This is a genomic window from Thermosynechococcus sp. B3 (assembly GCF_030323045.1).
In the GTDB taxonomy this organism is placed as follows: Bacteria; Cyanobacteriota; Cyanobacteriia; order Thermosynechococcales; family Thermosynechococcaceae; genus Thermosynechococcus.
In genome coordinates this window covers 1,478,968-1,501,248 of sequence record NZ_CP097584.1, presented here as the reverse complement: position 1 = coordinate 1,501,248, position 22,281 = coordinate 1,478,968, and the positions used below count along the sequence as shown (strand labels likewise).

Here is a 22,281-nt window from a genome sequence, read left to right as displayed (position 1 = left end):
AAATCATAGGGGAGAATGGTTTTCTACTAAACCATCTGTTGGGCGATCGCCCGTGCCAATTGGGTATGCAGATGATGACTCGCCCGATAGGCGACATAATGCGCGATGGGGGGTGTCCCTAGGAGGGCTAAATCTCCCCAAAGATCGAGTAACTTGTGGCGAACGGGTTCATCGGCAAAGCGTAACGGCGGGTTGACCCAACCACTGGCACTGCACACCAGAGCATTCTCTAAACTGCCCCCCTGAATCAGGCCTTGGCTGCGCAGATACTCCACTTGTTCGGCAAAACCAAAGGTACGGGCAGGGGCAACGGCCACCGCTAGTTCTGAAGGGGTAAAGCTACACCACTGGCGACCAATCGCCGCATAGGGGAAGTCAATGCCATAGGTGAGGCGCAGCTCAGGAGCAGGAATGGCACTGACAAAGGCTGCCCCTTCGTAAATGGTGACAGGTTCCTTCAAGATGACTGCTGGCCGAGGAATCTCCTGAGGGACAACACCGACCCTTTGAATGCCTTCTAACCAAGGTTGCGCCGAGCCATCGAGCACCGGCACCTCAGCGCCTGTGATCTCAATCGTGACATTATCAATACCAGCGATCGCCAGCGCTGCCAAGAGATGTTCAACCGTGCGCACACTGGCGCCATTGGCGACCAACTCCGTTGCCAACTGAGTGGATTGAACCGCATCAATCTGAGCAGGAATCACGGGCTGTCCCTCCAGATCAAGGCGCACAAAGTGCCGTCCCGTGTTGGCGGGTGAGGGTTTCAAGGTCACTTCAACTGATTGACCAGAATGCAAACCTACCCCTGACCATTGGGCAGCCTTTCCAAGAGTTTGCTGTGCAGTTGCAGTCGGTGCCGTTGGTACAGAGGTCGTTACCATGGGTATTTCTCCTAGAAGCGTTCGCCAATGCCAAAGCTGAAGGCGCTGCCCCCTTCATTATTCCAGCCAAAGTCAATGCGGATATTGCCTAGGGGGGTATTCACCCGCAGGCCGCCGCCATAGCCTAGCCCCTCGCCGGGTTTACCGCGCACAATCCCCGGCTGACCGGGTACGCTGCGTTGGGTACCGAGCAAACTGGCTCCATCCACAAAGAGGGCGCCACCAACAATATTAAAAATTGGGAACCGATACTCTATTGTCCCTTGCACAAAGGCGCGCCCGGAGCCGATCGCCCCCTCTTCCCAACCGCGCACAGAGTTGGCACCGCCAATCGTAAAGGATTCATAGGGGGGCAAATCACCAAAAATATTGCCCGCTTGGATATTGAAGGCAAGGGTTTGTGGCCCCTCAATCCGCAGAAACTTCACGGGGATATAGAAGCTATAACTGCCCCGCACCCGATTCATGAGAATATTGCCCGCCCCAATGGGAAGCGACTGATCTACCCCCAAACGGATCACTTGGCCACTCGTCGGCCGCAGGGGATCATTACGCAAGTCCCGCAGAATTGCTGCTTGCACCGTAAACAGGTCATTAAAACCACGGCAAACACCATTGTCTGGAAAGGTTAAGCAGTTGCCTAAAGCATCCGTATTAAAGCGGCTAAAACCACTGTCTAGGGAGGTAACCCGCTGATATTGCAGCCCCAAGGAACCGGTCCAAGCGGTGCGTATCTGATCCCGATCCTTCGTAAAGGGTCGCGTAAAGAAGACGGCACTCCCCAAGCGGTTAATCCGCGGAAAGTCACCATTGGCCAAGCGAACATCAATTGGGCCATTGGTGAAGGTGGTGGGCACTGTCAGGCGGTTAAAGGCACTCACGGTATAGGAGGTGCGGTAGGGATCCCCCTTAATCCAAGGATCGGTAAAGTTAATGTCAAAGAGAAACTCCCCTTCAGTCCCCCCTTGGGCTTCAACACCAAATTTCCAGTTGCGACCAAAGAGGTTGTTTTGTTGGAATGCCACTGTGCCAAATAGCCCTGCAGCGGAACTATACCCCGCCCCAGCGGAAATACTGCCCGTATTGCGCTCTCTGATATTGAGAATTAGGTTCACTTTGCGTGGGTCTTGACCCGGTTCAAGGGCAACTTGCACATCTTCAAAGAGTCCCAGTTCAAAGAGGCGTCGCAAATCTGCTTGCACAGTATTTTGGTTGAGGACAACGCCGGGCTGGGTGTCCATTTCACGGCTAATCACAAAGTCACGGGTACGCTGTTTTGTCGGCTCTCCTTCTTTATTAAGGAAACGATAGGTGACCGCTTCAACCACCCCTTCAGCCACCTGCAACGTCACGACGCCATCGGGATCCACTTGGGGCGTGCCAACCACCTGCCCCAAGATATAGCCATTGTCCCTATAGAACCGGTTGATTTGCTCAATGCCAGACTGTAGCTCTCTGAGGTTGAGCGTGCGACCAATTTGCGGGGCAAAAATCTCGTTGACTTTTTCTGGGGTGAGTACCTGATTGCCCGCTACTTGAACGGCTCGCAGTACTGGATAGGGGCGCACGACAAATGTAATCCGCACACCGAGGGGGGTATCGCTGGGGACGGCATTGACATCAGCAAAAAAGCCCGTGGCAAAGATGGCGTTGGTATCCTCTTGTAGTTGCGTGCGGGTGGTGGTACTGCCAGGGCGAGTGCGAATGACTTGATACACCAATTGTTCAAGTTCGGGTGTGGCACCTTCAACCACCACTTCCGCAATCAGAACTTGGGGTTCATCAGCGGGGGGCTGACTCACAGGCGGCGGGGTGGGCGGTGCTGGGGTTGCTGCGGGAGGGCTTTCAGGCGCAGGCTCTACCGCTGGTGGCGTTGGGGATACTGGAGCTTCCGCAGGTTGGTTTTCAGGCGGAGGGGCTTCTTGGCCACGACTGGGACTCAAAGGACCGAGGGCGATCGCCACGGTTGCCATTGCCACTGCTACCGTTTTCAGGGCAGCCCCCATTGGCTGCATTCGCACTGGCGAAAAAAGTTGGTTATTCACTGCTCACACCTAAAAAACAAATCGCGTCAATACAGCCAAACCCATTGGCATTGATATAACAGTAGGTTAACGACTCAAAAGCGGCAATAAAAGTGCCCCTCTCTTTACCTTTCCAACATTAGCCGTAATAGGCGGGTTCATTCCCCGGTTTCCACTTGATATTACAGCCAAGACTCGGTTTTTGATCCTCGCTGGGGGTTTGACCAGCTAACACGGCATCAATGGCTGCACGCAAGTCTTTCCCAGTCACCGGTAAGCCATTCTGGGGGCGGCTATCATCGAGCTGTCCGCGATACACAAGCTTGCGATCGCCATCAAAGAGGAAGAAGTCGGGTGTACAGGCTGCCGTGTAAGCCTTGGCCGTTTCTTGGCTCTCGTCGTAACAAAGCGGAAATGTAAACCCTAGTTCAGTGGCCATCGCCTTCAGGGACTCTGGGGCATCATCGGGATAGTTGGCAGCGTCATTGGCACTAATGGCAACAATTCCTAGGCCAGTGTCTTTGTAGTCGCGCCCCAGCTTCGCCAATTCCTCTTGGACGTGTTTTACATAGGGGCAGTGGCGACAAATAAACATCACCAGTAGGGCTTTCTTATCGGCAAAGCTACTGAGGGAAATCGTTTGCCCACTCACCACATCGGGCAGCTGAAAATCGGGAGCAACAGTACCAAGGGCAAGCATCGTGGACTCTGTCCGCGCCATAAAACCTCCTGAGAACGCTGGCAAGAGTGTTACAAATAGCAATATCGTCCCTAGTGTACTCTGTTGCGATCGTTCCTCAAAGTGGTGAGAGGAGCAACTCCCCTAACCAACGCAAAAAGCAGCAAGATCACTCCTGCTTAGATATCATAGGTTTTAATTTTTGAGCACAGAGAAAAATTGCTTTAGCCAATATAGCTTTGACGGGAGACGTGCTTCTCAAAGGTGGCTTGGGTTTGATGGAGAAGTTGCTCGCGGCTGTCGCTGGTGTGTTTCAGGGCAGGCACCAAATTGCGCGCTTGGAGTGCCATGTGCAGTTGCAAATGGGCAACGTATTCGCTGAGGTCTTCACGGAGTAACGGATGACTTTGATGCACAGACACAGTGTTCTCCTTCAACTGATGGTTCAGTAGGCGTTCCATAGATCCTATCAATCCCTAAAGGCGGTCATGTCAGGAATGGTGCGTTCAAACTGTTCGGCAGGGTGGGGTGCGTCACTTAACCCTTTTAGAGGTTAACATTTCTCAGGGAGGGTGTTGCGATTTGCAATCAACTGTAATGTTTTGCCAATACTTCACGATTCAGGGGGCAGGAAATGCGGTTACTCATTGCCAATGATGATGGGGTCTTTGCCCCCGGCATTCGGACGTTAGCAGATACGCTGGCGATCGCTGGCCATGAAGTCGTGGTTGTGTGTCCGGATCGCGAACGCTCTGCTACAGGGCATAGCCTCACGGTCTTTGATCCGATTCGCGCCGAAGTCGTTAGCGATCGCTTTCACCCTAGTATTAAGGCGTGGGCCTGCTCCGGTACCCCCTCTGACTGTGTCAAACTCGCCCTTGGTGCCCTCCTAGAGGCACCCCCAGATTTTGTCGTTTCTGGGATTAACCAAGGCTCCAACCTCGGCACGGATATTCTTTACTCCGGCACGGTGTCTGCTGCCATGGAGGGGGTGATTGAGGGAATTCCCAGTATTGCCATTAGCCTCACCAGTTTCACAGTTCATGACTTTCAGCCAGCCGCTGACTTTGCCAGTCGTCTGCTCAAGGCACTGGAAACCGCCCCCCTGCCCCCAAAGATGCTCCTCAATGTGAATGTGCCGGCTCTGCCTGCCAGTGAAATTGCTGGCGTTGTCATTACACGACAGGGGATTCGCCGCTACCATGACCTGTTCCAGAAGCGCATTGACCCTCGCGGCAAAACCTACTACTGGCTCGCTGGTGAAGTGGTTGAAGAATATCCCCAAGACCCCAATCAAGCCCCCACGGATGTGGAAGCCATTGCCCAAAATCTGATTAGTATCACACCGCTGACCTTTGATCTCACCTACGGCCAAGGGGTTCAGGATTTAACCGAGTGGCTGCGCCAGCCCACTGTACAGCCCCTTTTCAATCTCTAAAACCACCGGTGCATGGTCACTGGGTTTCGCTAACCGCCGAGGGGCAGTATCAATATAACAGTTGCAGGCACAGGCTTTGATGCCAGGGGTAATGTAGAGGTGATCAATGCGCCAGCCGTGATTGCGGCGAAAGGCATTAGTGCGATAATCCCACCAAGAGTAGTGCCCAGGCGCCTCGGTAAAGTGGCGAAAGGCATCGTGGAAGCCAAGGTCGCGAATGGCCGCTAACAGGTTGCGTTCGGCATCGGTGGCTCCCACTTTTGTGGCGCGATCGCTGGCATCAAAAAGGTCTTTATCTTCTGGGGCAATATTAAAATCACCACAGAGAATCACCTCCCCTTGGGCAGTGAGCTGCTCGAGATAGACATGGAGGGTTTTTAACCAGTGCAGCTTGTAGTGGTATTTCTCACTGTCGTACTCTCCGCCGTTGGGAATATAGACATTTACCAAGGTGACATCAGGGGCTAATTGGGCGCGAATCAGTCGTTTTTGCGTATCCAACTCACTGTGACTGGGTAATTGGGGGGCAAAGCCTGCTTCTACGCCCGCAAGGGGCTGACGACTGAGAATGGCCACCCCGTTGTAGGCCTTTTGGCCACTACAATAAACTTGATAGCCACGATCCAGAAAGGGCTGACGCGGGAACTCAGCATCTGTGACTTTGGTCTCTTGAAGACAGAGATAGTCCACTCCAGTGGTGTCTAACCAGTGGCACACATGGTCAAGGCGGGTGCGAATTGAGTTGACGTTCCAAGTAGCAATTTTTGGCATCGGTTGATTTCAGTCAAAGTGATTTGCCCAAACCGTTATAGGGGGCAGCATCGGCACATACTGTAGAAAGTATAGTTGGGGAGTGGCAGCAGTACCCGAAATATGGCTGGGTATGTTTTGGTCTTGGCCGTGATTATTCTTGGGGGCGCGATCGCGACAGTGGGCGATCGCCTAGGCTCAAAAGTGGGCAAAGCCCGATTGAGCTGGTTTAATTTGCGGCCTCGCCAGACGGCTGTCCTGATTACCATTCTCACAGGCAGCTTAATTTCTGCCTCCACCCTTGCCATCCTCTTTGCCCTCAGCCGTGAATTGCGCGATGGCGTGCTGCGCATTGATACGATTCGCCGTCAACAAGCGGCTGCGGAACAAGAACTCGCCGAAACCCGTGCCCAAAAGGATGAAATTGAGGCGGAACTGGCACAATCCCAAATTGAACTGGCCAACATTCGCCAACGCCTTAGTCAAACCAACCAAGTCCTAGAGCAGGCCGTCAATCGTCAAACCCTCACAGAAGCAGAACTCAAGCAACTTCAAGACCGCTACACCCAAGCCCAAAAAGACCTCGAAAACTTTGAAGCCCAAGGGGCACGCCTGCGGCAAGAAATTCAGCGTTTGCAACGGGAGCGACAAGCCATCCAAGGCCGCCTCGAGGATGTGGCTGGCCAAAAAGCAGCCCTAGAAACCGCCATTCGCACGGCTCAACAGCGCCTTGCCGAGGTGGAAGGTCAAAAGGATCGTCTCCAAGCAGAGATTGATCGCATTCAGGATCAACTGGCCGTTGCCAATCAGCAGCAGCAGGTGTTACGGAATCAACAGCGCACGCTTCAGCAGGAAATTGCTGCCCTTGAGGCCAGTCGCCAACGCCTTGAGGAAAACGTGAGCATCCTTTTGCTAGGATTACGGCGGGGGACGATCGCCATTCGCACGGGGCAAGTCTTGGCCTCTGCGGTGATTCAAAATGTCAAAGATTCGGCTCAAGCCACCCAAGTCATTGAAGAACTCCTGCGGCAAGCGCGGCGCAATGCCATTGTCCTGAATAGTCCCCAAAACGTCAAACCAACGGATCAGGTGATTCAAATTACCACCGAAGACGTGAACCGCCTGCGCAGCCAAATTAGTGATGGCCAGCCCTATGTGGTGCGCATTTTAGCTGCAGCCAATTATCTACAGGGAGAAAGCAATATTCTTGTAGTGCCCCAAGTGGCGCGCAATCAGGAGGTTTTCCGCGAGGGTGAGAATCTGGCTACCATTTCCTTGGATCCGAGCCAGATGACCGATGAGCAAATTTTGCAACGCTTGGATCAGTTGTTTACGGTCAGTAATCAGCGGGCGATCGCCTCTGGCGTGCTCCCAGATCCGGTCACTGGCAGTGTTGGCTCCTTTCGCCAAATTGAGCTGGTGAAATTTGTCCTCGACCTCAAAGATCACCAAGGGACGATTGATATTAGCGCGGTCACCCCCACGTCCGTTTATACCGCTGGCCCTCTCACCCTCTCCCTTGTTGCCCGCCAAAATCAGCGAGTGATCCTGCGCAGTGGTTAGGCATCAGCATCATTGCCCACGAATTGGGCTGGATTCATCAAACCGCAGGCTAGGATAGAGGAGATTTTTCTCCGTTCACCATGTAAGGGGTGCCCCCATGAAGCGACTGGTTTCGATTGGTTTTTTGGTGTTCATTCCCCTCTCCATTGCTGCTGAAAAATTGGAATGGGGCGCCCTCACGGTTTTTGTTTTGGCGGCACTGGCGATCGTGCCCTTGGCGATTTGGTTGAGCACCGCAACGGAGGAGGTGGCTCTGGCCACTGGACCAACCATTGGTGGCCTCTTGAATGCCCTCTTTGGCAATGCAACGGAACTGATTATTGCTATTGTGGCGCTGCAAGCGGGTTTAGTGGATATTGTCAAAGCCAGTATTACGGGCACCCTGATGGCGAACCTTTTGCTGGTGATGGGGTTATCCATGCTGCTGGGGGGCATTCGCTACAAGGAGCAATCCTTTGCCCCAGTGGTGGCACGGGTGAATGCTTCCTCGATGACGGTGGCGATCGCCGCGATTCTCCTACCGGCAATGGTCATTTACACCTCCAGCAGTGTGCCGCCAACCGCAATTTCCAAAATGTCAGTCGTGGCCGCAATCATTCTGATTCTGGTCTATGGACTAACGTTACTCTTTTCTTTGAAAACCCACAGCTATCTTTACGATGTCAGCCAGGTGGAACTGGGGGACGAAGCGGGGCACCATGAAAAGCCGAACCTGCCCCTGTGGATCACGGTTCTAATGATTGCCACGATTGGCGTAGCCTTTGAGTCAGAAATTTTTGTCGGCGCAGTTGAAGCAGCAACGGAGGGCTTGGGTCTAACGCCCCTATTTACTGGGGTCATCCTCTTGCCGTTGGTGGGTGGTGCAGCGGAATATGTGACTGCGGTGGGGGTTGCCCTGAAAAACAATATGGATTTGTCCGTGTCCATCGCCTTGGGTTCATCCCTCTTGGTGGCGCTCTTGGTGGCACCTGTGCTGGTGCTGATTGGCCAGTTTATTGGTCAGCCGATGGATTTAAACTTTAGTCTTTTTGAAGTGGTGACGGTGATTATTGCGGTCGTGATTGCTAATGTGATTAGCCTAGATGGCCGCTCCAACTGGCTAGAGGGGGCGCTGCTGTTGGCCACCTATGGGATTCTCGGCACCGCCTTTTTCTTCCATACTTAGGAGAGGCGCTGAATCTGTAGTTGATAGGTCATGGTTGAGGTCACCCCCTGTCCCCGCAGGGCACCTTGAATGGGGGCAGCATCTGCCGGATCAGCGGCAGCCACAAGGGCAATGTGGCGATCGCTCACCGCTAGGCCGTGGGTGGGATCATAGCCGCGCCAGCCTGCCCCCGGCAAATACACTTCTACCCAAGCATGGAGGTGCCGTTCAGGATTATCCAAGTCTCCTTCCTGATAGCCACTGACAAACCGCGCCGCTAAGCCCACAGCCCGACAGGCATGGATAAACAAGACGGCCGTATCGCGACAGGAACCCATTTGTTTTGCCCAAGTCACACAGGGGGGCCAAGGGGCACCGGTTTCACGAATTTGGTGCTGACAGATACGGTAAATTTTGTTATTGAGGTCACTGAGAAATGTGAGGACACTGCCATCGCCACTGGCTAAAATTTGCCAAGCCAATTCATAGGCAACAGGATCCACTGACGGTGATAGATAGGGATGCAGGCTAGTTGCCAGTCGCTGCGGATAGTTAAAAGGGAGGGTGACTGCCCACGAGTCAAGCAGATAGTTAAAGGGGTTGTCGCAATAGGTTTCTACTTCAGAGGTGACCTGAATCATCAGGGAGGTGGTGGGCTGTGGTGACCACCAGTAGCGTTGAATGTGATTGCCATGGACATCGAGGACAGTACTTTGGCCTTGGGGAGTTGGTAAAATTTGGAGGGAGAGCGATCGCAGGCGTTGGTGGCCATCACTACGCGGGATCAAGCGTAAATCATGGGGGGCAAGGGCAACAGGGGCGCTGTAGGTGTAGGTAGTTTGATGATAAATGCGATATTCCATTTCATATCTAAAAGGAAGCCGCCCGAACCAATAACTGTCCAGGCGGGGTGTGGTGTGAGGAGTGAACGGAAACGTGCGTCTCCGCTATTTCTATTGTAGGGGACAGTTTCCAAATTGCCATAAGTAAATGGCGCAAAAAGATCAAATCTTTAGACCACACCCTAGATCCTCTCACTACCAAAGCAAAAAGAGTCAAGAACAGATCCTGACTCCTCAATAAAACAGACGTTTGTAAAAAAACAGCCTAACGAGTCGTGGCTGCCATTTTCTCTTCTGCAAGTTCCCTTAGGCTAGGGAATAAAAAGTGGTTTTCTTCAACGTACTGCGCACCAAACAAGCCCTTTTCTGCCCAGAAGTAGCGATCGGTGGTGTGCTCATTCCGCTTAACAAGAAGTAAAGCGGGTGGGGTGATCCCCTTGGCTTGAATAAATTTTCGTGCCGCTGTCACAGGTTTATCTTCGCCACTTTCGATGCTATATTGAGGTACGCACTCAAGGATTTTGCGTCCTTCGAGACGCCGCCGGCTCTTCCGCTTCCGTCTTCTGGCCAAGTTGCCTTACCTCCTTTGCCTTCAAAGAACTGTTATTGAGTTTACAAAAGTCGCCCTTTAGTATATCTGGTGTATTCTAGAATTTCAACTTTCCTTAATTTATCGAAACACGATTTATTGACGGGACAACGATCCCCAGCTTAGGATCAACGCTTTGCTGATCCCAGTGCCCCCACTATAGCAAATTGTGCCACTTGAGAAAGTGGTTCCTTCCATTTGCCCCACAGCCAATGGGCTACCCTAGAGAACGACTGTCTAAGCTGCTGAACCCCTATGATGATCCAACGCTTAGTGCAACGGGTGCTCGAAACCCAAGTGTTAACCTCAGCCATTGAAAACCAAATTTCCCAACTGTTGTGGAAGCGGGAATATGACGGTGATGACATGGCGGCTCTTGGGGAATTGCTCGATGCCCTAGAGGCCAAGAAAATTCAAACCCAACAGTAGGTGCTGCGGTCTCTCCTGCAACTTCTGATCCTTGCCCTCAGCTACGGTGCCTTAGCCCTTGGGGGGGTGCCGGGGCTATGTATGAATCGCGCAACGATCGCCCTTGTGAGTGCGGCTCTTTTGATTGCCTTAGGGGCGATTGATCTACCCACTGCATGGCAAGCCATTGATCCCCAAGCCATCGTGTTCTTGCTCAGCATGATGATTGTCAATGCTTATCTGGGCTTGAGCGGCTTTTTTCAAATAGCGATGGTGACGGTGGTGCGCTTTAGTGGCAGTCCCTTGGGGTTGTTGGTGTTTCTCGCTGTGGCGACGGGAATGCTATCGGCGGTCTTTCTGAATGATACCCTTGCCCTTGTGACGACGCCTTTAACCCTGCGCATTACCCATGTCTTGGGCTTAAATCCAGTGCCCTATCTGCTAGCGATCGCAGCGGCAACGAATATCGGTTCTGTGGCCACCCTCAGCGGCAACCCCCAAAATATCCTCGTGGGATCGTTTTCCGAGTTAGGATATCTGCCGTTTGCCCAAGTGATGGTTCCCGTCGCAGTGCTGGGGTTAGGGCTGCAAGTGGTTTGGTTGGGGTGGCTCTATCCGGAGGTGCGATCGCGCCAACCCTGTACATTGGCTACGCTCCAACCGGTGCAGGTGCAAAAAGGGTTACTCCATAAGACACTGATTGTCTCTGGGCTGATGTTTTTGGCCTTTCTGCTCGGCTTTCCCTTGGCAGAATCCTCTCTTTTGGCGGCAGCAGCTTTACTGGTCACCCGTCGGGTGAAGCCAGAGCGCATCCTTGCTCAGGTGGATTGGTCACTATTGGTTCTGTTTGCGGGTCTGTTTATTCTTACCCGCTGTATTCAAAACTTTGATTTATTAGCCGTTTTGCGCCCTTGGGCGAATCAGCCCTTGCCCCTCGTGGTGATTACAGCACTGCTGTCAAATTTAATTTCTAACGTGCCCACGGTGCTGCTGCTCGCACAGTTTATCCCCAAAGGTGCCGATCAACTCTGGTACCTACTGGCAGCCACAAGTACCCTCGCGGGCAATCTTACGCTTTTTGGTGCTGTGGCTAATTTAATTACCGTTGAGGCCGCTGCTAGCTCAGGACAGCGGTTTTCCTTTTGGCAGCACTTGCGCTTTGGTGCACCGCTCACAGTGTTGACGCTGGCGATCGCCTACGTTTGGATCGTGAGTCAGACCTAGGGGCTAAAGGTTGGGGTCGTTGCTCCAGAGGCACTCTCAAAGTAGGCCACATCAGACATGATGACAGGCGCATCGGATTCAGGAATAGGCTGCCCTTGACTGAGATAGCCGACACAGCCATTCATCAAGCTATAGACAAAAATCACGCCTCCCGCTGAGATGGCCACGAGGCCACTGGCCAGCAGTAAGGAAAAATCCCGGAGGCGGTAGGCACCGTGGAGGAGTCGCACCGACCACAGCACCAATGCCAGTACCAGTAGAAGTAAGATAGCCATATGTAAACTATCTTAACAACTCTCAGGATTTTCCTCATCAATCTTTAGATTCTTCTAATGAATTCTTGCTAGCACAGTGCCCGTGTTCGCTCTATGGTGCAGGTGAGATTGGCGCCATACTGACCCACATGGGTAATTTCAGGTGTATAGGCCTCTAACACCCGTCCTGTGCGATCGCACATCGTTAGGACGTAATCACAGTGGGGACACTGGGTGTGACTCACGGAGCCATAGCGTTGGCGAAGGGCTAATTTACCACAGTGAGGACAGTGAATCGTTTGCATGGTAACCATAGTTAAATAATCCTTAAATTCTTTTTGATGGACATGAACTTGTGATAAAAGGCGCTGCGCAAACTTGCGTTTCAAAATAACAAGACCAAAGAAATAGTATTGCGCAACATTAAGGCAATTTATGAGAGAGGACATTTTTTATTATGGATGGATTTCCCAGAGATGGCAATGATCCCAATGTTAAAAAATATGCTAATCTAGCGGGGATCAACGAATTCCATAAGTAGCCTAAGAGAAAACTTTTTCTTTTTTCTGAGAAGTGATTGACTTTTATAACACTCCTTTTCACAAGGATTAAACAGAACCACAATAGGCAAAACGGCATCATGGGCACCCCGCATTTTAGAAAAGGGCTGTAATCTGAAGAAAGGATTAAGAAATGTATGAGGGTTGGGGGTAAATAGGTTGAGTTTGAGTTTCTTTGGTGCACTCATGGTGAGTTCACTCCAGCCAGCAACAGCACAGGGTTCGCTACAAGTGGTTTATCCGCCGCGAGAGCACACCACCAGTGCCCCTCAGATTTTCTTTATTGGCACAGCACCGCCACAGGTCGTGGTGACGCTCAATGGTCGAGTGATTGGCGATCGCTCGCCAGCGGGACACTTTGCCCCCAAGCTTCCCCTGCAACCCGGATTGAATCACATCACCCTCCAAGCTGGAGATCAGCGCCTTGACTTTGCCATCACCCGCACGGTGCCCCAAGTACCGACCACCCTACAACCCCTAGAGCCAACAGCCGATTTAGTGCGCCTAGCCAATGAAATTGTTTGCTTTACTGCTGCTGCCCCCAGCGATCGCGCCGTGCAAGTCCAAGTGGGCCAGCGCATTCTGCCCCTAGAACCCCTACCGCCCCAAGTGCAACTGCCCTCTAATCTGGCTGCGCTGATTCATCAAGCGGATGTGGTTACTGCTCGCCCTTCTCTCTATCGCAATTGCCTCCAGCTCACCGAAGTGGGCGACTATGGCCCGATTCAATGGCAATTAGGAAACCAACGCCAACTGGGTGCCCGCATTCGTGTGGCTGAGCCAACGCAATTACCTGTTGTTGAAGTCACCCGCTCCCTTGGGGGGGTGGCACGCACAGGTCCTAGCACTGACTATTCCCGGCTGACGCCCTTGCCAGTGGGAACACGCGCACGGGTACGCGGACAAACGGGGGATTGGCTGCATTTGGACTATGGGGGTTGGATCCGCGCCAATGAAGTGCGGTTCCTCTCCAGTGCTCTGCCGACAACAGCCACCATCCGCAGTATTACCAGCCGTCAGCTTGCGGGTTGGACAGAAATCAGCTTTCCTTTGGATGTGCCCGTACCGATTTCGATTCAGCAGGGCGATCGCCAGTTCACCCTGACGCTCCACAACACGATTCCCCAAACCGACATCATTCGCCTCAATGCCGATCCCGTCATCCAGCGCCTGGACTGGTACCCCCTTGATCAAGACCGGGTGGAGTATCGCTTGACGCTGCATCATCGCCAACAGTGGGGCTATCGCGTGGCCTATGAGGGCAATCGACTAGTGCTGCAACTGCGTCATCCACCCCAACTCCAACGGGGGACACAACCCCTGCGGGGGATTAAAATTCTCCTTGATCCCGGCCATGGCGGGCCTGAGGACTTGGGAGCACGCGGCCCAGATGGTACCCCAGAGAAGGTCGTCACATTGGCACTGGCCCAAAAACTGGCACCCGAGCTAGAACGCCTTGGGGCAACAGTCATTTTGACGCGCACAGAGGATATTGATCTGGACTTGCCCGATCGCTTTCTCGCCATTGAATCAGCCCAACCCACCCTTGCCCTCAGCTTGCACTACAATGCTCTCCCCGATGCTGGCGATGCCCGTAATACCCAAGGAATTGGCACCTTTTGGTATCATCCCCAAAGCCATGACCTTGCCGTTTTCCTAGAGGGGTATCTCAGTCAGCGACTGCGGCGGCAGCAGTATGGTGTGTTTTGGAATAACCTTGCCCTGACTCGTCCGACAATTGCCCCTGCGGTGCTGCTGGAACTGGGCTTTATGATTCACCCTGAAGAGTTTGAGTGGATTGTTAACCCCCAAGCCCAAGCCGAGCTTGCCCATACCTTGGCTCAAGGGATTCTGGAATGGTTGCAGCAGGCGACGCGGGATTAATCTTCCAGCAAATGGTGAAGGGCTGCCGCCATCTCGGCGGTGGATGTGGTGGCTGTGCCAAACTGACGTACGACAATACTGGCAGCCAAATTGCCTAAAACTGCCGCCTCCCAAAGACTGGCACCCGCCACAAGGGCAAGGGTTAAAGCAGCAACAACGGTATCGCCTGCGCCAGTGACATCAAAGACATCCGTACGGTTAAAGGCGGGTAAATGGTAGGGCGCCGCCTCGCGACTAAAGAGACTCATACCAGCATCCCCCCGCGTAATCAGCACATATTTAGCCGCCGTCAACTCCAGCAGGTCTTCCCCAGCTCGCAGTACCTCCGCCTCTGTGCGAATCGGGTAGCCCACCGCTGCCTCTGCTTCTGGCAGGTTTGGCGTAAATAGGAAAGCACCGCGATAGCGAGCTAAATCCCGTTGGGTATCAACAATCGTGCGCTCATGCTCTAGGGCAGCCGCAATCACAGGGGGCGTAAAGACACCATCGCCATAGTCGGAGCAAACCACGGCATCGGCAGTCCCCACCTGCTGACGAATAAAGGCCGCTAGCGCCTCCTGAAGGGCTGGGGCAGGCAGATCATCGGACTTGCGATCCACGCGCACAATTTGCTGCGTCACCGACTGGCGAGCATGGCCAGAAATACGGGTTTTCGTCACGGTGGGGCGATCGCGATCCCTAAAAATTCCTTGGGTATCAATTCCTGCCCTTTGAAAAATCTCACACAGGGCTTGCCCTTGAGAATCCTCACCCACCAGACCCACCGCCTGCACCTGAGCACCCAACTTGGCCAAATTGTAGATGGCATTGGCACCGCCGCCGGGCACTTGGCGGGTAAACTCATGGCGCAAAATCAGAACAGGGGCTTCCCGCGAGAGGCGTTCCACCTGACCCGTGAGGAATTCATCGAGGGTGAGATCCCCCACCACCAGTACCCGTGCTGAGGAAAAGGACTCCAAAAAGTGTAGGAGTCGCCCTTGGGACGATTGCAATTGCTGGCGCAGGTCGGGTGGTAACATTTGGCTTTGCCTCAATTCCCGCTGATCCAGAATACTCCTGTGGGGGGACGTTGATGTGGCAGCAAAGGTTCATAGAGGTGCTATAGTCCAGAGAGAGTGAATAAATGTTAAGAATCGTCTCCTGCATAGCTCAGGAGATCGACTAGAAAATAATGAGTGTTGGTGTGGCGTGAGGAATCAACCATGACTGGGCAGCAGCCGATTCGGTTCGGAACCGATGGCATTCGTGGGCGGGCGGGGGAGTTGCTAACCCCCAACTTGGCCTTAAGCTTGGGATATTGGGTGGGAGAAGTGCTGCGACAAAGGACGGATGCACCCCAAGGCCCTTTTATCATTGGTCAAGATTCCCGCAACTCCAGTGATATGTTGGCCACAGCCTTGGCCGCAGGGTTAACCGCCGCTGGTTTTGAAGTGTGGAATGTGGGCCTGTGCCCGACCCCCTGTATTGCCTACCTAACGGCCACCACAGAAGCCATCGGTGGCGCCATGATTTCCGCCAGTCACAATCCCCCCACCGATAACGGCATTAAAATTTTTGGCAGCGATGGCAGCAAGCTCAGCCCTGATCTGCAAAAAGAAATTGAAGCCCACCTAAATGCTGGCCTATCCTTGCCCCATACGGAGTACTGGGGGCATTTGCATCATCGTCCCGAATTGCTTCAGCGCTATCGCCATGCGGTGCAAGCCCCCCTTGAGGATCGTCAACCGCTGCGGGGACTGCGGGTGGTGTTGGATTTAGCCTGGGGATCTGCGGTGGCGGTGGCACCGACGGTGTTCCATGCCCTAGGGGCTGAGGTGATTGCTCTCCACGATCGCGCCGATGGCGATCGCATTAATGTCAACTGCGGTTCCACCCATTTAGAACCATTACAACAGGCTGTCCGTGAAACCCGTGCCGCTATGGGGTTTGCCTTTGATGGCGATGCCGATCGCGTGCTAGCGGTAGATAGTCAAGGACGGGTGGTTGATGGCGATCACATTCTCTACTTCTGGGGACAACGGCTTCAGTCGCAGGCACAACTCCCCAAGGATTTGATTGTCGCCACTGTGATGTCGAATCTCGGCTTTGAGCGAGCTTGGCAAGCGCGGGGTGGACAACTGGTGCGGGCAGCAGTGGGCGATCAATACGTCCATGCAGAGATGCTACGCCACGGTGCCATGCTAGGGGGAGAACAGTCGGGACATATCCTCTGCCGTCACTATGGTGTGGGGGGGGATGGCTTGCTCACAGCGGTTCATTTAGCGACCCTAGTTCAGGATTCCCGTCTATCCTTGGCACAACTGCGAGACCAAAGTTTTACCGCCTACCCGCAAATTCTCCGCAATGTCCGTGTTGAGGATCGGCAGCGGCGGCTCCACTGGCAGGAGTGTGAACCTCTGCAGCAGATGATTGCCAAAGCGCAACTGGATATGGGCGATCGCGGGCGAGTCTTGGTACGTGCCTCTGGGACAGAACCCGTTATCCGCGTCATGGTGGAAGCTGAGCAGCAAAGTGTTGCTGATTATTGGACAGAGACCTTGGTGCAGACGGTGACTGCTTATTTAGCGGCCTAGGAACAGGCGTCACTAGCTTGTATGATAATTGCCTAGTCGCGCTCTAGCCATTTCCTTGTCAGTCTCGCGTTTTCAAGCTGCCTGTGAGCAGGGTGAGTTTCTCATCACCGCAGAGGTGTGCCCCCCAAAGGGCAGGGATGCCACAGCGATGTTGCGTCAAGCAGCCCATCTCAAGGGGCGGGTTCATGCGGTTAATGTCACCGATGGCAGTCGCGCTGTGTTGCGCATGAGTTCTTGGGCAGCCGCCTATTTGTTGCAACAGCAGGGGTTTGAACCCATTTGCCAGATCGCCTGTCGCGATCGCAACCGCATTGCCCTGCAAGCGGATCTCATGGGCATTGCTGCTTTAGGTTTGCACAACATTTTGGCACTCACGGGCGACCCCGTCAAAGCAGGCGATCATCCCCAAGCCAAGCCCGTTTTTGATTTAGAGTCTGTACGTCTATTGCGCATTATTGGCCAACTGAATCAAGGGGTGGATAGCGAGGATCGTCCCCTACCCGATGGCGCCACTCAATTTTTTGCTGGCGCTGCGGTTGATCCTCAGTCTGCCAGTTGGTCAGGCCTGCAACAACGGTTTGAACGCAAATTGGCAGCGGGTGCTCAATTTTTCCAAACGCAGTTAATTACCGATTTTGAGCGGCTAGCCAAGTTTATGGATCAGATTGCCGCTGGCTGTGGGCGACCCATTCTTGCTGGAATTTTTCTCCTCAAGTCGGCCAAAAATGCCCTGTTTATCAATCGCGCCGTGCCGGGGGCTTCGATTCCGCAGCACCTTATCGATCGCCTTGCCGCTGCCGCTGATCCCCTCGATGAAGGGATAACTATTGCTGCCGAGCAAGTGCAACAGGCACGGGAACTCTGTCAGGGAGTGCATTTAATGGCGGTGCGCCGTGAGGATTTGATTCCGGAAATTCTCAACCGAGCGGGAATTGCTCCCCTTAGCGCGTCACCTGTACCCCGCGCCAAAACGCCACATAGCCTTTGATATTGGCTGCCGCCGGCTTGGGATCGGGGTAGTACCACGCAGCATCACGATTCACCTCACCATTGACAACAACGTGGTAGTAGCTGGCTGTGCCTTTCCAACCACAAACGGTGTGGGTATCGCTGGGCTGAAAATAGGCCGGATTGAGTGCCTCTGGCGGAAAATAAACATTGCCTTCGACCAACTCATAGCGATCGCTCTCGGCCAAGGTTGCGCCTTTCCAAACTGCTTTTGCCATTGCTTTTTTTCTCAGTCGCTCCCCTTCTTAAGATAAAACAGGTGCTGTCAGCGGGGTAGGCACGTTGGGGCGATCGCAAAGAATTTGACCGTCACGAAACTGAATAATGCGGTGCGTGACAGCCGCCACATCGGGTTCATGGGTCACCATAATTACCGTCATGCCCGCCGCATTGAGTTGCCCAAAGATAGCAAGAATTTCTGCCGTGGTGTGGCTATCGAGGGCACCGGTGGGTTCATCGGCGAGCAGGAGTAGGGGCTGATTGACAATGGCGCGGGCGATCGCCACCCGTTGTTGCTGTCCTCCCGAGAGTTGATTGGGGCGATTCTCAAGGCGGTGACCCAACCCCACCTGTTCCAATGCAGCGATCGCGCGATCGCGCCGTTCCTTGGGGGGAACCTGGGCATAGACCATGGGTAGCATCACATTTTCCAGTGCCGTTAGCTGCCCCAGCAAGTAAAACTGTTGAAAGACAAAACCAATCTTGGCATTGCGAATATGGGCGAGTTCATCATCACTGAGGTGTGCCACATCTTGGCCATCGAGAAAATAGCGACCAGAGGTCGGGCGATCCAAACAGCCCATAATATTCATCATTGTGGACTTCCCTGACCCCGAAGCCCCCATAATTGCACAGTATTCTCCCCGCTGAATGTTGAGATTCACCTCCCTAAGGGCGTGAACTTCCGTTTCCCCTTGGCCATACACTTTAGAAATCTGTTCTAGGCAAATGAGTGGCGAATCCAGCATTACAATGAGGTAACAAGGCCATTTGCACTCATTCTAAAGCCTTTTTTCATGACCTTGGTGGCGAATAGATGGCGTATGGTAGAACAAACAAGTGAGTGAGGAGAATGAACCATGGGGTGCAAATCATTGCCAAGGCTACACAACACCGTCATCACGCTGGCGATCGCCAGTGGATTCACCCTTGGGGCAACACTGATGGTACCCCGCTCGGCCACTGCTCAACCCATGCCCCTCAGTCCAAGCTCCTATAGTTTTACCAGCATTAACCCCCTTCAGGACTATCTCCTGGGTGCAGGGGATGTGCTTTTCATTGAAGTGGTCAACCTGCCAGCCAGTGTTACTGGTCAGCGACAATTCACTGTTAATCTCGATGGCTCAGTCACCCTACCTTTGGCAGGGCGCGTCATGGTGGGCGGCTTAACTCTCCCCCAAGCGGAGCAGGTGATTCTGAACGCCTATAGTAAAGTCATGCGCTTTCCAGCAGTAACGGTTACATTGCAGACGCCGCGCCCCATGAAGATTTTGGTGGCAGGTGAGGTGAGCCGTCCAGGCTCCTATGTTGTTCCTTTTACTTCTGTATCAGCTTCTGCCCCCGGTATCGGCCTTTCCGGTGGCTTAACATGGCCTCGCCTGAGCCAAGTCCTTGCTCAAAGCGGTGGAATTACCCAAGAGGCCGATATTCGCAACATTGAGATACGCCGCCAACTGGGGAATGGCCAAACAGCCGTAACCAGAATTAATCTTTGGGAGATGATTCAGTCGGGGGATGCGAACCAAGATATCACGCTGCGCAGTGATGATGTGATTGTGGTGCCCAAGGCGAAGGAAGTGAATGCGGCTGAAGCCGTACGGGTGGCCTCGGCAACGTTTTCGCCACAGGTGATTCGGGTGCAGGTTGTGGGCGAAGTATTGCGACCGGGCTTGGTCGAAGTGCCAGCCAATGCCACGCTCACTCAGGGAATTGGGGCGGCTGGCGGATTCAATGTGCAACGTGCCAATATGTCTAGGGTGACGCTGGTGCGGCTGAATCGCGATGGCACAGTCAGTCGGCGACGGATTCCCTTTAGCTTGGCGGCTCAACCCAATGCCAACAATAATCCTGTGTTGCAACAGGGGGATGTGATTGTGGTGGAACGGTCAGGGCTAACGCAGGTGGGGGATACGATTGGGAATGCCCTGCGGCCGATCGGCGCCTTAGGAACCTTAGGAGTGTTCCTCAACTTAGTTAACATATTTGATTAGGAATGGCGTACTACTGATGTCGCTCCCACAAAAGATACCCAATTTACGGGTCGTTGATCGCGAAGTGCGTCCTGCGGGCGATCGCCAGCGAAATCCATCACGGTTCAGCACCAGAAAAAGTTCTAACAAGGGTGGGCTGCAAGCTTTTAGCGATCGCTGTCGGCGACGGTGGCGACTACTGTCAGGAACGGTTTTACTCTCATTCTTGGTCATGGGGGGGTATGTTTTCTGGCAACCCGAAATGTACGAGGCCTATTTTCGCCTCCTGATGGAACCAGTGAAGGAACCACAGCCTGCGCCAACCCTGACCCCCCGTGATGGCATTGCCAGTACCCTCCCCTCCCCGCCGCCAACCACACCCCCTCCAGTGGATGTGGGGGCACAGATTCTCGTTCTAGAAAGTGACAAAGTACTGGCACCCATTGCCCAGAAACTACAACAGCAGTATCCCCATCTGACCACGCGGGTCTTAGCTGAGCATCTGGAAATTCGACCAGTGGTTAGTTCCGCCACAGAGCAACTGCCGACCCAAACAAAAGTGCTAGAAGTGGCCTATCGCGATCGCCAGCCAGAAATCGTGACCGCAGTATTAAAGGCCGTGGCAGAGGCGTTTGTTGACTACAGTCAGCGCGATCGCCAAGAACAACTCAATCGCACCCTAGAGCAACTGGACAAAGACATCAATCAGCACCTTACAGAATTAGAGCAACTCCAGCAGCAACTCCAAGCCAGCCAACCCCAAGGCACGAGCCTGCAACCCTCAGAACAACTGCGCTTTTTAACAGAACAGTATCGCCAAATCCATAGCCTGCGCCAAGCGGCTCGCCTGAAGGCCGTGGAAGCCTACGGTCGTTTTCAAGGGTTTCAAGAACAACTCAAGATGACGCCCGCCGAAGCCCTAGCAGCAGCGAATTTAAGTACCTCCCCTGCTTATCAGCAACAGCTGGCACGCATTCAAGAACTGGATCAAGAAATTGCCAAGAATCTAGCCATTTTTCGGGAAGGGACACCCGTTATCCAAGCTCTTGAGGAACAGCGGCGAGTTTTGGTGGAGCAATTGCAGGCGATCGCCCGCCAAGTGATTGGTGAGCAATATCAAGTGGACAACCCCACGGCTCTGGGCTTTCAGGGAACAGTGTCACAAACGCTGATTACCAACTACATTACGGCGTGGATTGAATACGAAAACCAGCGGCGCTATGACGCCGAATTGGCTGCCCCTCAAAGGACAGTTGCCCAACAATTACAACAACTGAGTAGCCAACTCCCCGCCATTGATCGCCTTGAACATCGGATTCGGACGGCCAACCTCTCCCTCGAGATGCTCAATCAAGCCCGACAGGCAGTGCAACTACAACTAGCACAGAATAACTTTGCTTGGCAGGTGTTGACGGATTTAGAGAATCCCGCTGTCCAACCCACCTTCCCGCGCTTACTGCTGTTGGTGCTAGGGGCGATCGCCAGCCTTGTGTTGGGGGTTCTGGCTACTTATGTTGCAGATGCAGCCGCCAATACGTTTGTCAGTCCAGCCCAAGTGGAAGATGCCCTAGGCTTGCCCCTCCTTGGCAAAATTCCCAAGGCAACCCCCCAAACTAACCTCCGCCTAGAGCGCGTGGTGAAGGGCAATTCAGGGCTGTGGCAGGTGACTCAAGTCCTACCCTCTGTCGGGGAATGGGTGAAGTTTCAGGAAGCCTTTCACCATGTGTTTGCCAACCTCCAGGCCGTGGGTTTGGGGCATTCGTTAGCCGTGATTTCAGCCCTACCCACTGATGGGCGCACCACCGTTGCTCTGCATCTTGCCCTTGCTGCCGCAGGCACGGGTCAGCGGGTTCTGCTGATTGATGGGGATTTACGGCGACCCCAGATTCACCGCTATCTCGGCCTGACGAATGAACAGGGCTTGGCAGATTGGTTAATTCATCGGCGGCACTGGTATAGCGTTGCTCAGGCGCGGCGCGGTCTGGCAATTTTAACCGCTGGTGAGTTGCGGCAACAGCCGATGCGGCTCCTCAGCCAAGACACGCTCAAACAGTTCATGGCTCACCTGAAAAACTATTTTGATCTGGTGATTGTGGATACACCCCCCTTGGCCAACTTTGCTGATGCCAAACTCTGGTCGGGACTGGTGGATCAGACCCTTGTGGTAGTGAATCTGAAGGCACCCCAGCAGCCGGTGCGACTAGCCTTGGCAGATTACAGTTTGGGAAGTAGTAGCGCTCTGGGCGTTGTGGTGAATCTCGCCTAAAG

Annotated in this window: 22 protein-coding genes; 10 read left to right on the top strand and 12 right to left on the bottom strand. The window is 53.6% G+C overall.

The annotated features are described in order from the left end of the window. Positions 1 to 26: 26 nt before the first annotated feature. The 4 genes from lpxC to M0646_RS07550 form a co-directional block, all read right to left on the bottom strand. A complete protein-coding gene (gene lpxC / locus M0646_RS07565) occupies positions 27 to 884 on the bottom strand; it encodes a UDP-3-O-acyl-N-acetylglucosamine deacetylase (protein WP_286625179.1) in 858 nt (285 codons plus the stop codon). Positions 885 to 895: 11 nt separating this feature from the next. Further along, positions 896 to 2,929 (bottom strand): BamA/TamA family outer membrane protein, encoded by a 2,034-nt coding sequence (locus tag M0646_RS07560; RefSeq protein ID WP_286625178.1) that lies wholly within the window; start codon positions 2,927 to 2,929, stop codon positions 896 to 898. Between the two features lie 118 nt (positions 2,930 to 3,047). Then, entirely contained in the window at positions 3,048 to 3,629 is a 582-nt protein-coding gene (locus tag M0646_RS07555) for a thioredoxin family protein (protein ID WP_149819602.1), read from the bottom strand. A 182-nt stretch (positions 3,630 to 3,811) separates the two neighbouring features. After that, positions 3,812 to 4,048 (bottom strand): hypothetical protein, encoded by a 237-nt coding sequence (locus tag M0646_RS07550; protein ID WP_149819600.1) that lies wholly within the window; start codon positions 4,046 to 4,048, stop codon positions 3,812 to 3,814. A 173-nt stretch (positions 4,049 to 4,221) separates the two neighbouring features. Between M0646_RS07550 and surE the strand changes: the two genes are divergently transcribed. Beyond that, entirely contained in the window at positions 4,222 to 5,025 is an 804-nt protein-coding gene (surE, locus tag M0646_RS07545; protein ID WP_286625175.1) for a 5'/3'-nucleotidase SurE, read from the top strand. Here surE and xth read toward each other — a convergent pair. Further along, positions 4,975 to 5,796 (bottom strand): exodeoxyribonuclease III, encoded by an 822-nt coding sequence (xth, locus tag M0646_RS07540; RefSeq protein WP_286625174.1) that lies wholly within the window; start codon positions 5,794 to 5,796, stop codon positions 4,975 to 4,977. The two genes, surE and xth, sit on opposite strands and share 51 nt — an antisense overlap. Positions 5,797 to 5,898: 102 nt before the next feature. Here xth and M0646_RS07535 point away from each other — a divergent pair, with 102 nt between their 5' ends. Further along, the gene (locus M0646_RS07535) at positions 5,899 to 7,338 is read left to right on the top strand and encodes a DUF3084 domain-containing protein (RefSeq protein WP_286625173.1); all 1,440 of its coding nucleotides are present in this window, start codon (positions 5,899 to 5,901) and stop codon (positions 7,336 to 7,338) included. A gap of 97 nt (positions 7,339 to 7,435) precedes the next feature. Then, positions 7,436 to 8,503 (top strand): calcium/proton exchanger, encoded by a 1,068-nt coding sequence (gene cax, locus M0646_RS07530; protein WP_149819592.1) that lies wholly within the window; start codon positions 7,436 to 7,438, stop codon positions 8,501 to 8,503. Here cax and M0646_RS07525 read toward each other — a convergent pair. Together M0646_RS07525 and M0646_RS07520 are read right to left on the bottom strand one after the other, a co-directional pair. Beyond that, positions 8,500 to 9,345: a transglutaminase family protein gene (locus M0646_RS07525; RefSeq protein ID WP_149819589.1), complete on the bottom strand. Its 846-nt coding sequence runs from the start codon at positions 9,343 to 9,345 to the stop codon at positions 8,500 to 8,502. The genes cax and M0646_RS07525 overlap by 4 nt on opposite strands. 244 nt (positions 9,346 to 9,589) lie before the next feature. Continuing rightward, complete coding sequence (locus tag M0646_RS07520; protein WP_149819587.1) at positions 9,590 to 9,895, bottom strand: DUF3155 domain-containing protein; 306 nt, start codon at positions 9,893 to 9,895, stop codon at positions 9,590 to 9,592. A 273-nt stretch (positions 9,896 to 10,168) separates the two neighbouring features. Here M0646_RS07520 and M0646_RS07515 point away from each other — a divergent pair, with 273 nt between their 5' ends. After that, positions 10,169 to 10,342, top strand: coding sequence for a hypothetical protein (locus tag M0646_RS07515; RefSeq protein WP_149819585.1), 174 nt, complete (start codon positions 10,169 to 10,171; stop codon positions 10,340 to 10,342). Further along, complete coding sequence (locus M0646_RS07510; protein WP_286625168.1) at positions 10,343 to 11,545, top strand: anion transporter; 1,203 nt, start codon at positions 10,343 to 10,345, stop codon at positions 11,543 to 11,545. It begins immediately after the preceding gene. Here M0646_RS07510 and M0646_RS07505 read toward each other — a convergent pair. Both M0646_RS07505 and M0646_RS07500 read right to left on the bottom strand, forming a co-directional pair. Continuing rightward, positions 11,542 to 11,820: a hypothetical protein gene (locus tag M0646_RS07505; RefSeq protein ID WP_149819581.1), complete on the bottom strand. Its 279-nt coding sequence runs from the start codon at positions 11,818 to 11,820 to the stop codon at positions 11,542 to 11,544. The two genes, M0646_RS07510 and M0646_RS07505, sit on opposite strands and share 4 nt — an antisense overlap. A 68-nt stretch (positions 11,821 to 11,888) precedes the next feature. After that, positions 11,889 to 12,113: a replication restart DNA helicase PriA gene (locus M0646_RS07500; protein WP_149819579.1), complete on the bottom strand. Its 225-nt coding sequence runs from the start codon at positions 12,111 to 12,113 to the stop codon at positions 11,889 to 11,891. Positions 12,114 to 12,545: 432 nt separating this feature from the next. Here M0646_RS07500 and M0646_RS07495 point away from each other — a divergent pair, with 432 nt between their 5' ends. Continuing rightward, entirely contained in the window at positions 12,546 to 14,243 is a 1,698-nt protein-coding gene (locus tag M0646_RS07495) for an N-acetylmuramoyl-L-alanine amidase (protein WP_286625167.1), read from the top strand. Here the strand turns inward: M0646_RS07495 and rfaE1 are convergent. Further along, a complete protein-coding gene (gene rfaE1 / locus M0646_RS07490; RefSeq protein WP_286625165.1) occupies positions 14,240 to 15,262 on the bottom strand; it encodes a D-glycero-beta-D-manno-heptose-7-phosphate kinase in 1,023 nt (340 codons plus the stop codon). The two genes, M0646_RS07495 and rfaE1, sit on opposite strands and share 4 nt — an antisense overlap. 183 nt (positions 15,263 to 15,445) lie before the next feature. Between rfaE1 and glmM the strand changes: the two genes are divergently transcribed. Next, positions 15,446 to 16,816, top strand: a complete 1,371-nt coding sequence (glmM, locus tag M0646_RS07485) for a phosphoglucosamine mutase (protein ID WP_286649466.1) — start codon at positions 15,446 to 15,448, stop codon at positions 16,814 to 16,816. Positions 16,817 to 16,871: 55 nt separating this feature from the next. Continuing rightward, positions 16,872 to 17,804: a methylenetetrahydrofolate reductase gene (locus M0646_RS07480; protein ID WP_286649465.1), complete on the top strand. Its 933-nt coding sequence runs from the start codon at positions 16,872 to 16,874 to the stop codon at positions 17,802 to 17,804. Here M0646_RS07480 and M0646_RS07475 read toward each other — a convergent pair. Next, a complete protein-coding gene (locus M0646_RS07475; RefSeq protein WP_149819570.1) occupies positions 17,758 to 18,042 on the bottom strand; it encodes a DUF427 domain-containing protein in 285 nt (94 codons plus the stop codon). The genes M0646_RS07480 and M0646_RS07475 overlap by 47 nt on opposite strands. Before the next feature lie 27 nt (positions 18,043 to 18,069). Continuing rightward, positions 18,070 to 18,792 carry an ABC transporter ATP-binding protein gene (locus M0646_RS07470; RefSeq protein ID WP_286625161.1) on the bottom strand — a complete coding sequence of 241 codons (723 nt, stop codon included), beginning with the start codon at positions 18,790 to 18,792 and terminating at the stop codon, positions 18,070 to 18,072. 111 nt (positions 18,793 to 18,903) lie between these two features. On the opposite strand from M0646_RS07470, the gene M0646_RS07465 reads away from it, so the two are divergent. Next, positions 18,904 to 20,034 (top strand): polysaccharide biosynthesis/export family protein, encoded by a 1,131-nt coding sequence (locus tag M0646_RS07465; protein ID WP_149819566.1) that lies wholly within the window; start codon positions 18,904 to 18,906, stop codon positions 20,032 to 20,034. A 16-nt stretch (positions 20,035 to 20,050) separates the two neighbouring features. Continuing rightward, positions 20,051 to 22,279, top strand: coding sequence for a polysaccharide biosynthesis tyrosine autokinase (locus M0646_RS07460; RefSeq protein WP_286649464.1), 2,229 nt, complete (start codon positions 20,051 to 20,053; stop codon positions 22,277 to 22,279). Positions 22,280 to 22,281: the final 2 nt, after the last annotated feature.

Coding starts and splice junctions, on each gene's coding strand:
- M0646_RS07470 (WP_286625161.1), bottom strand. CDS start 18,792: ATGCTGGATTCGCCACTCATTTGCCTAGAACAGATTTCTAAAGTGTAT.
- glmM (WP_286649466.1), top strand. CDS start 15,446: ATGACTGGGCAGCAGCCGATTCGGTTCGGAACCGATGGCATTCGTGGG.
- lpxC (WP_286625179.1), bottom strand. CDS start 884: ATGGTAACGACCTCTGTACCAACGGCACCGACTGCAACTGCACAGCAA.
- M0646_RS07550 (WP_149819600.1), bottom strand. CDS start 4,048: ATGGAACGCCTACTGAACCATCAGTTGAAGGAGAACACTGTGTCTGTG.
- surE (WP_286625175.1), top strand. CDS start 4,222: ATGCGGTTACTCATTGCCAATGATGATGGGGTCTTTGCCCCCGGCATT.
- M0646_RS07525 (WP_149819589.1), bottom strand. CDS start 9,345: ATGGAATATCGCATTTATCATCAAACTACCTACACCTACAGCGCCCCT.
- M0646_RS07555 (WP_149819602.1), bottom strand. CDS start 3,629: ATGGCGCGGACAGAGTCCACGATGCTTGCCCTTGGTACTGTTGCTCCC.
- xth (WP_286625174.1), bottom strand. CDS start 5,796: ATGCCAAAAATTGCTACTTGGAACGTCAACTCAATTCGCACCCGCCTT.
- M0646_RS07505 (WP_149819581.1), bottom strand. CDS start 11,820: ATGGCTATCTTACTTCTACTGGTACTGGCATTGGTGCTGTGGTCGGTG.
- M0646_RS07535 (WP_286625173.1), top strand. CDS start 5,899: ATGGCTGGGTATGTTTTGGTCTTGGCCGTGATTATTCTTGGGGGCGCG.
- cax (WP_149819592.1), top strand. CDS start 7,436: ATGAAGCGACTGGTTTCGATTGGTTTTTTGGTGTTCATTCCCCTCTCC.
- M0646_RS07475 (WP_149819570.1), bottom strand. CDS start 18,042: ATGGCAAAAGCAGTTTGGAAAGGCGCAACCTTGGCCGAGAGCGATCGC.
- M0646_RS07515 (WP_149819585.1), top strand. CDS start 10,169: ATGATGATCCAACGCTTAGTGCAACGGGTGCTCGAAACCCAAGTGTTA.
- M0646_RS07495 (WP_286625167.1), top strand. CDS start 12,546: ATGGTGAGTTCACTCCAGCCAGCAACAGCACAGGGTTCGCTACAAGTG.
- M0646_RS07465 (WP_149819566.1), top strand. CDS start 18,904: ATGGGGTGCAAATCATTGCCAAGGCTACACAACACCGTCATCACGCTG.
- rfaE1 (WP_286625165.1), bottom strand. CDS start 15,262: ATGTTACCACCCGACCTGCGCCAGCAATTGCAATCGTCCCAAGGGCGA.
- M0646_RS07500 (WP_149819579.1), bottom strand. CDS start 12,113: ATGGTTACCATGCAAACGATTCACTGTCCTCACTGTGGTAAATTAGCC.
- M0646_RS07460 (WP_286649464.1), top strand. CDS start 20,051: ATGTCGCTCCCACAAAAGATACCCAATTTACGGGTCGTTGATCGCGAA.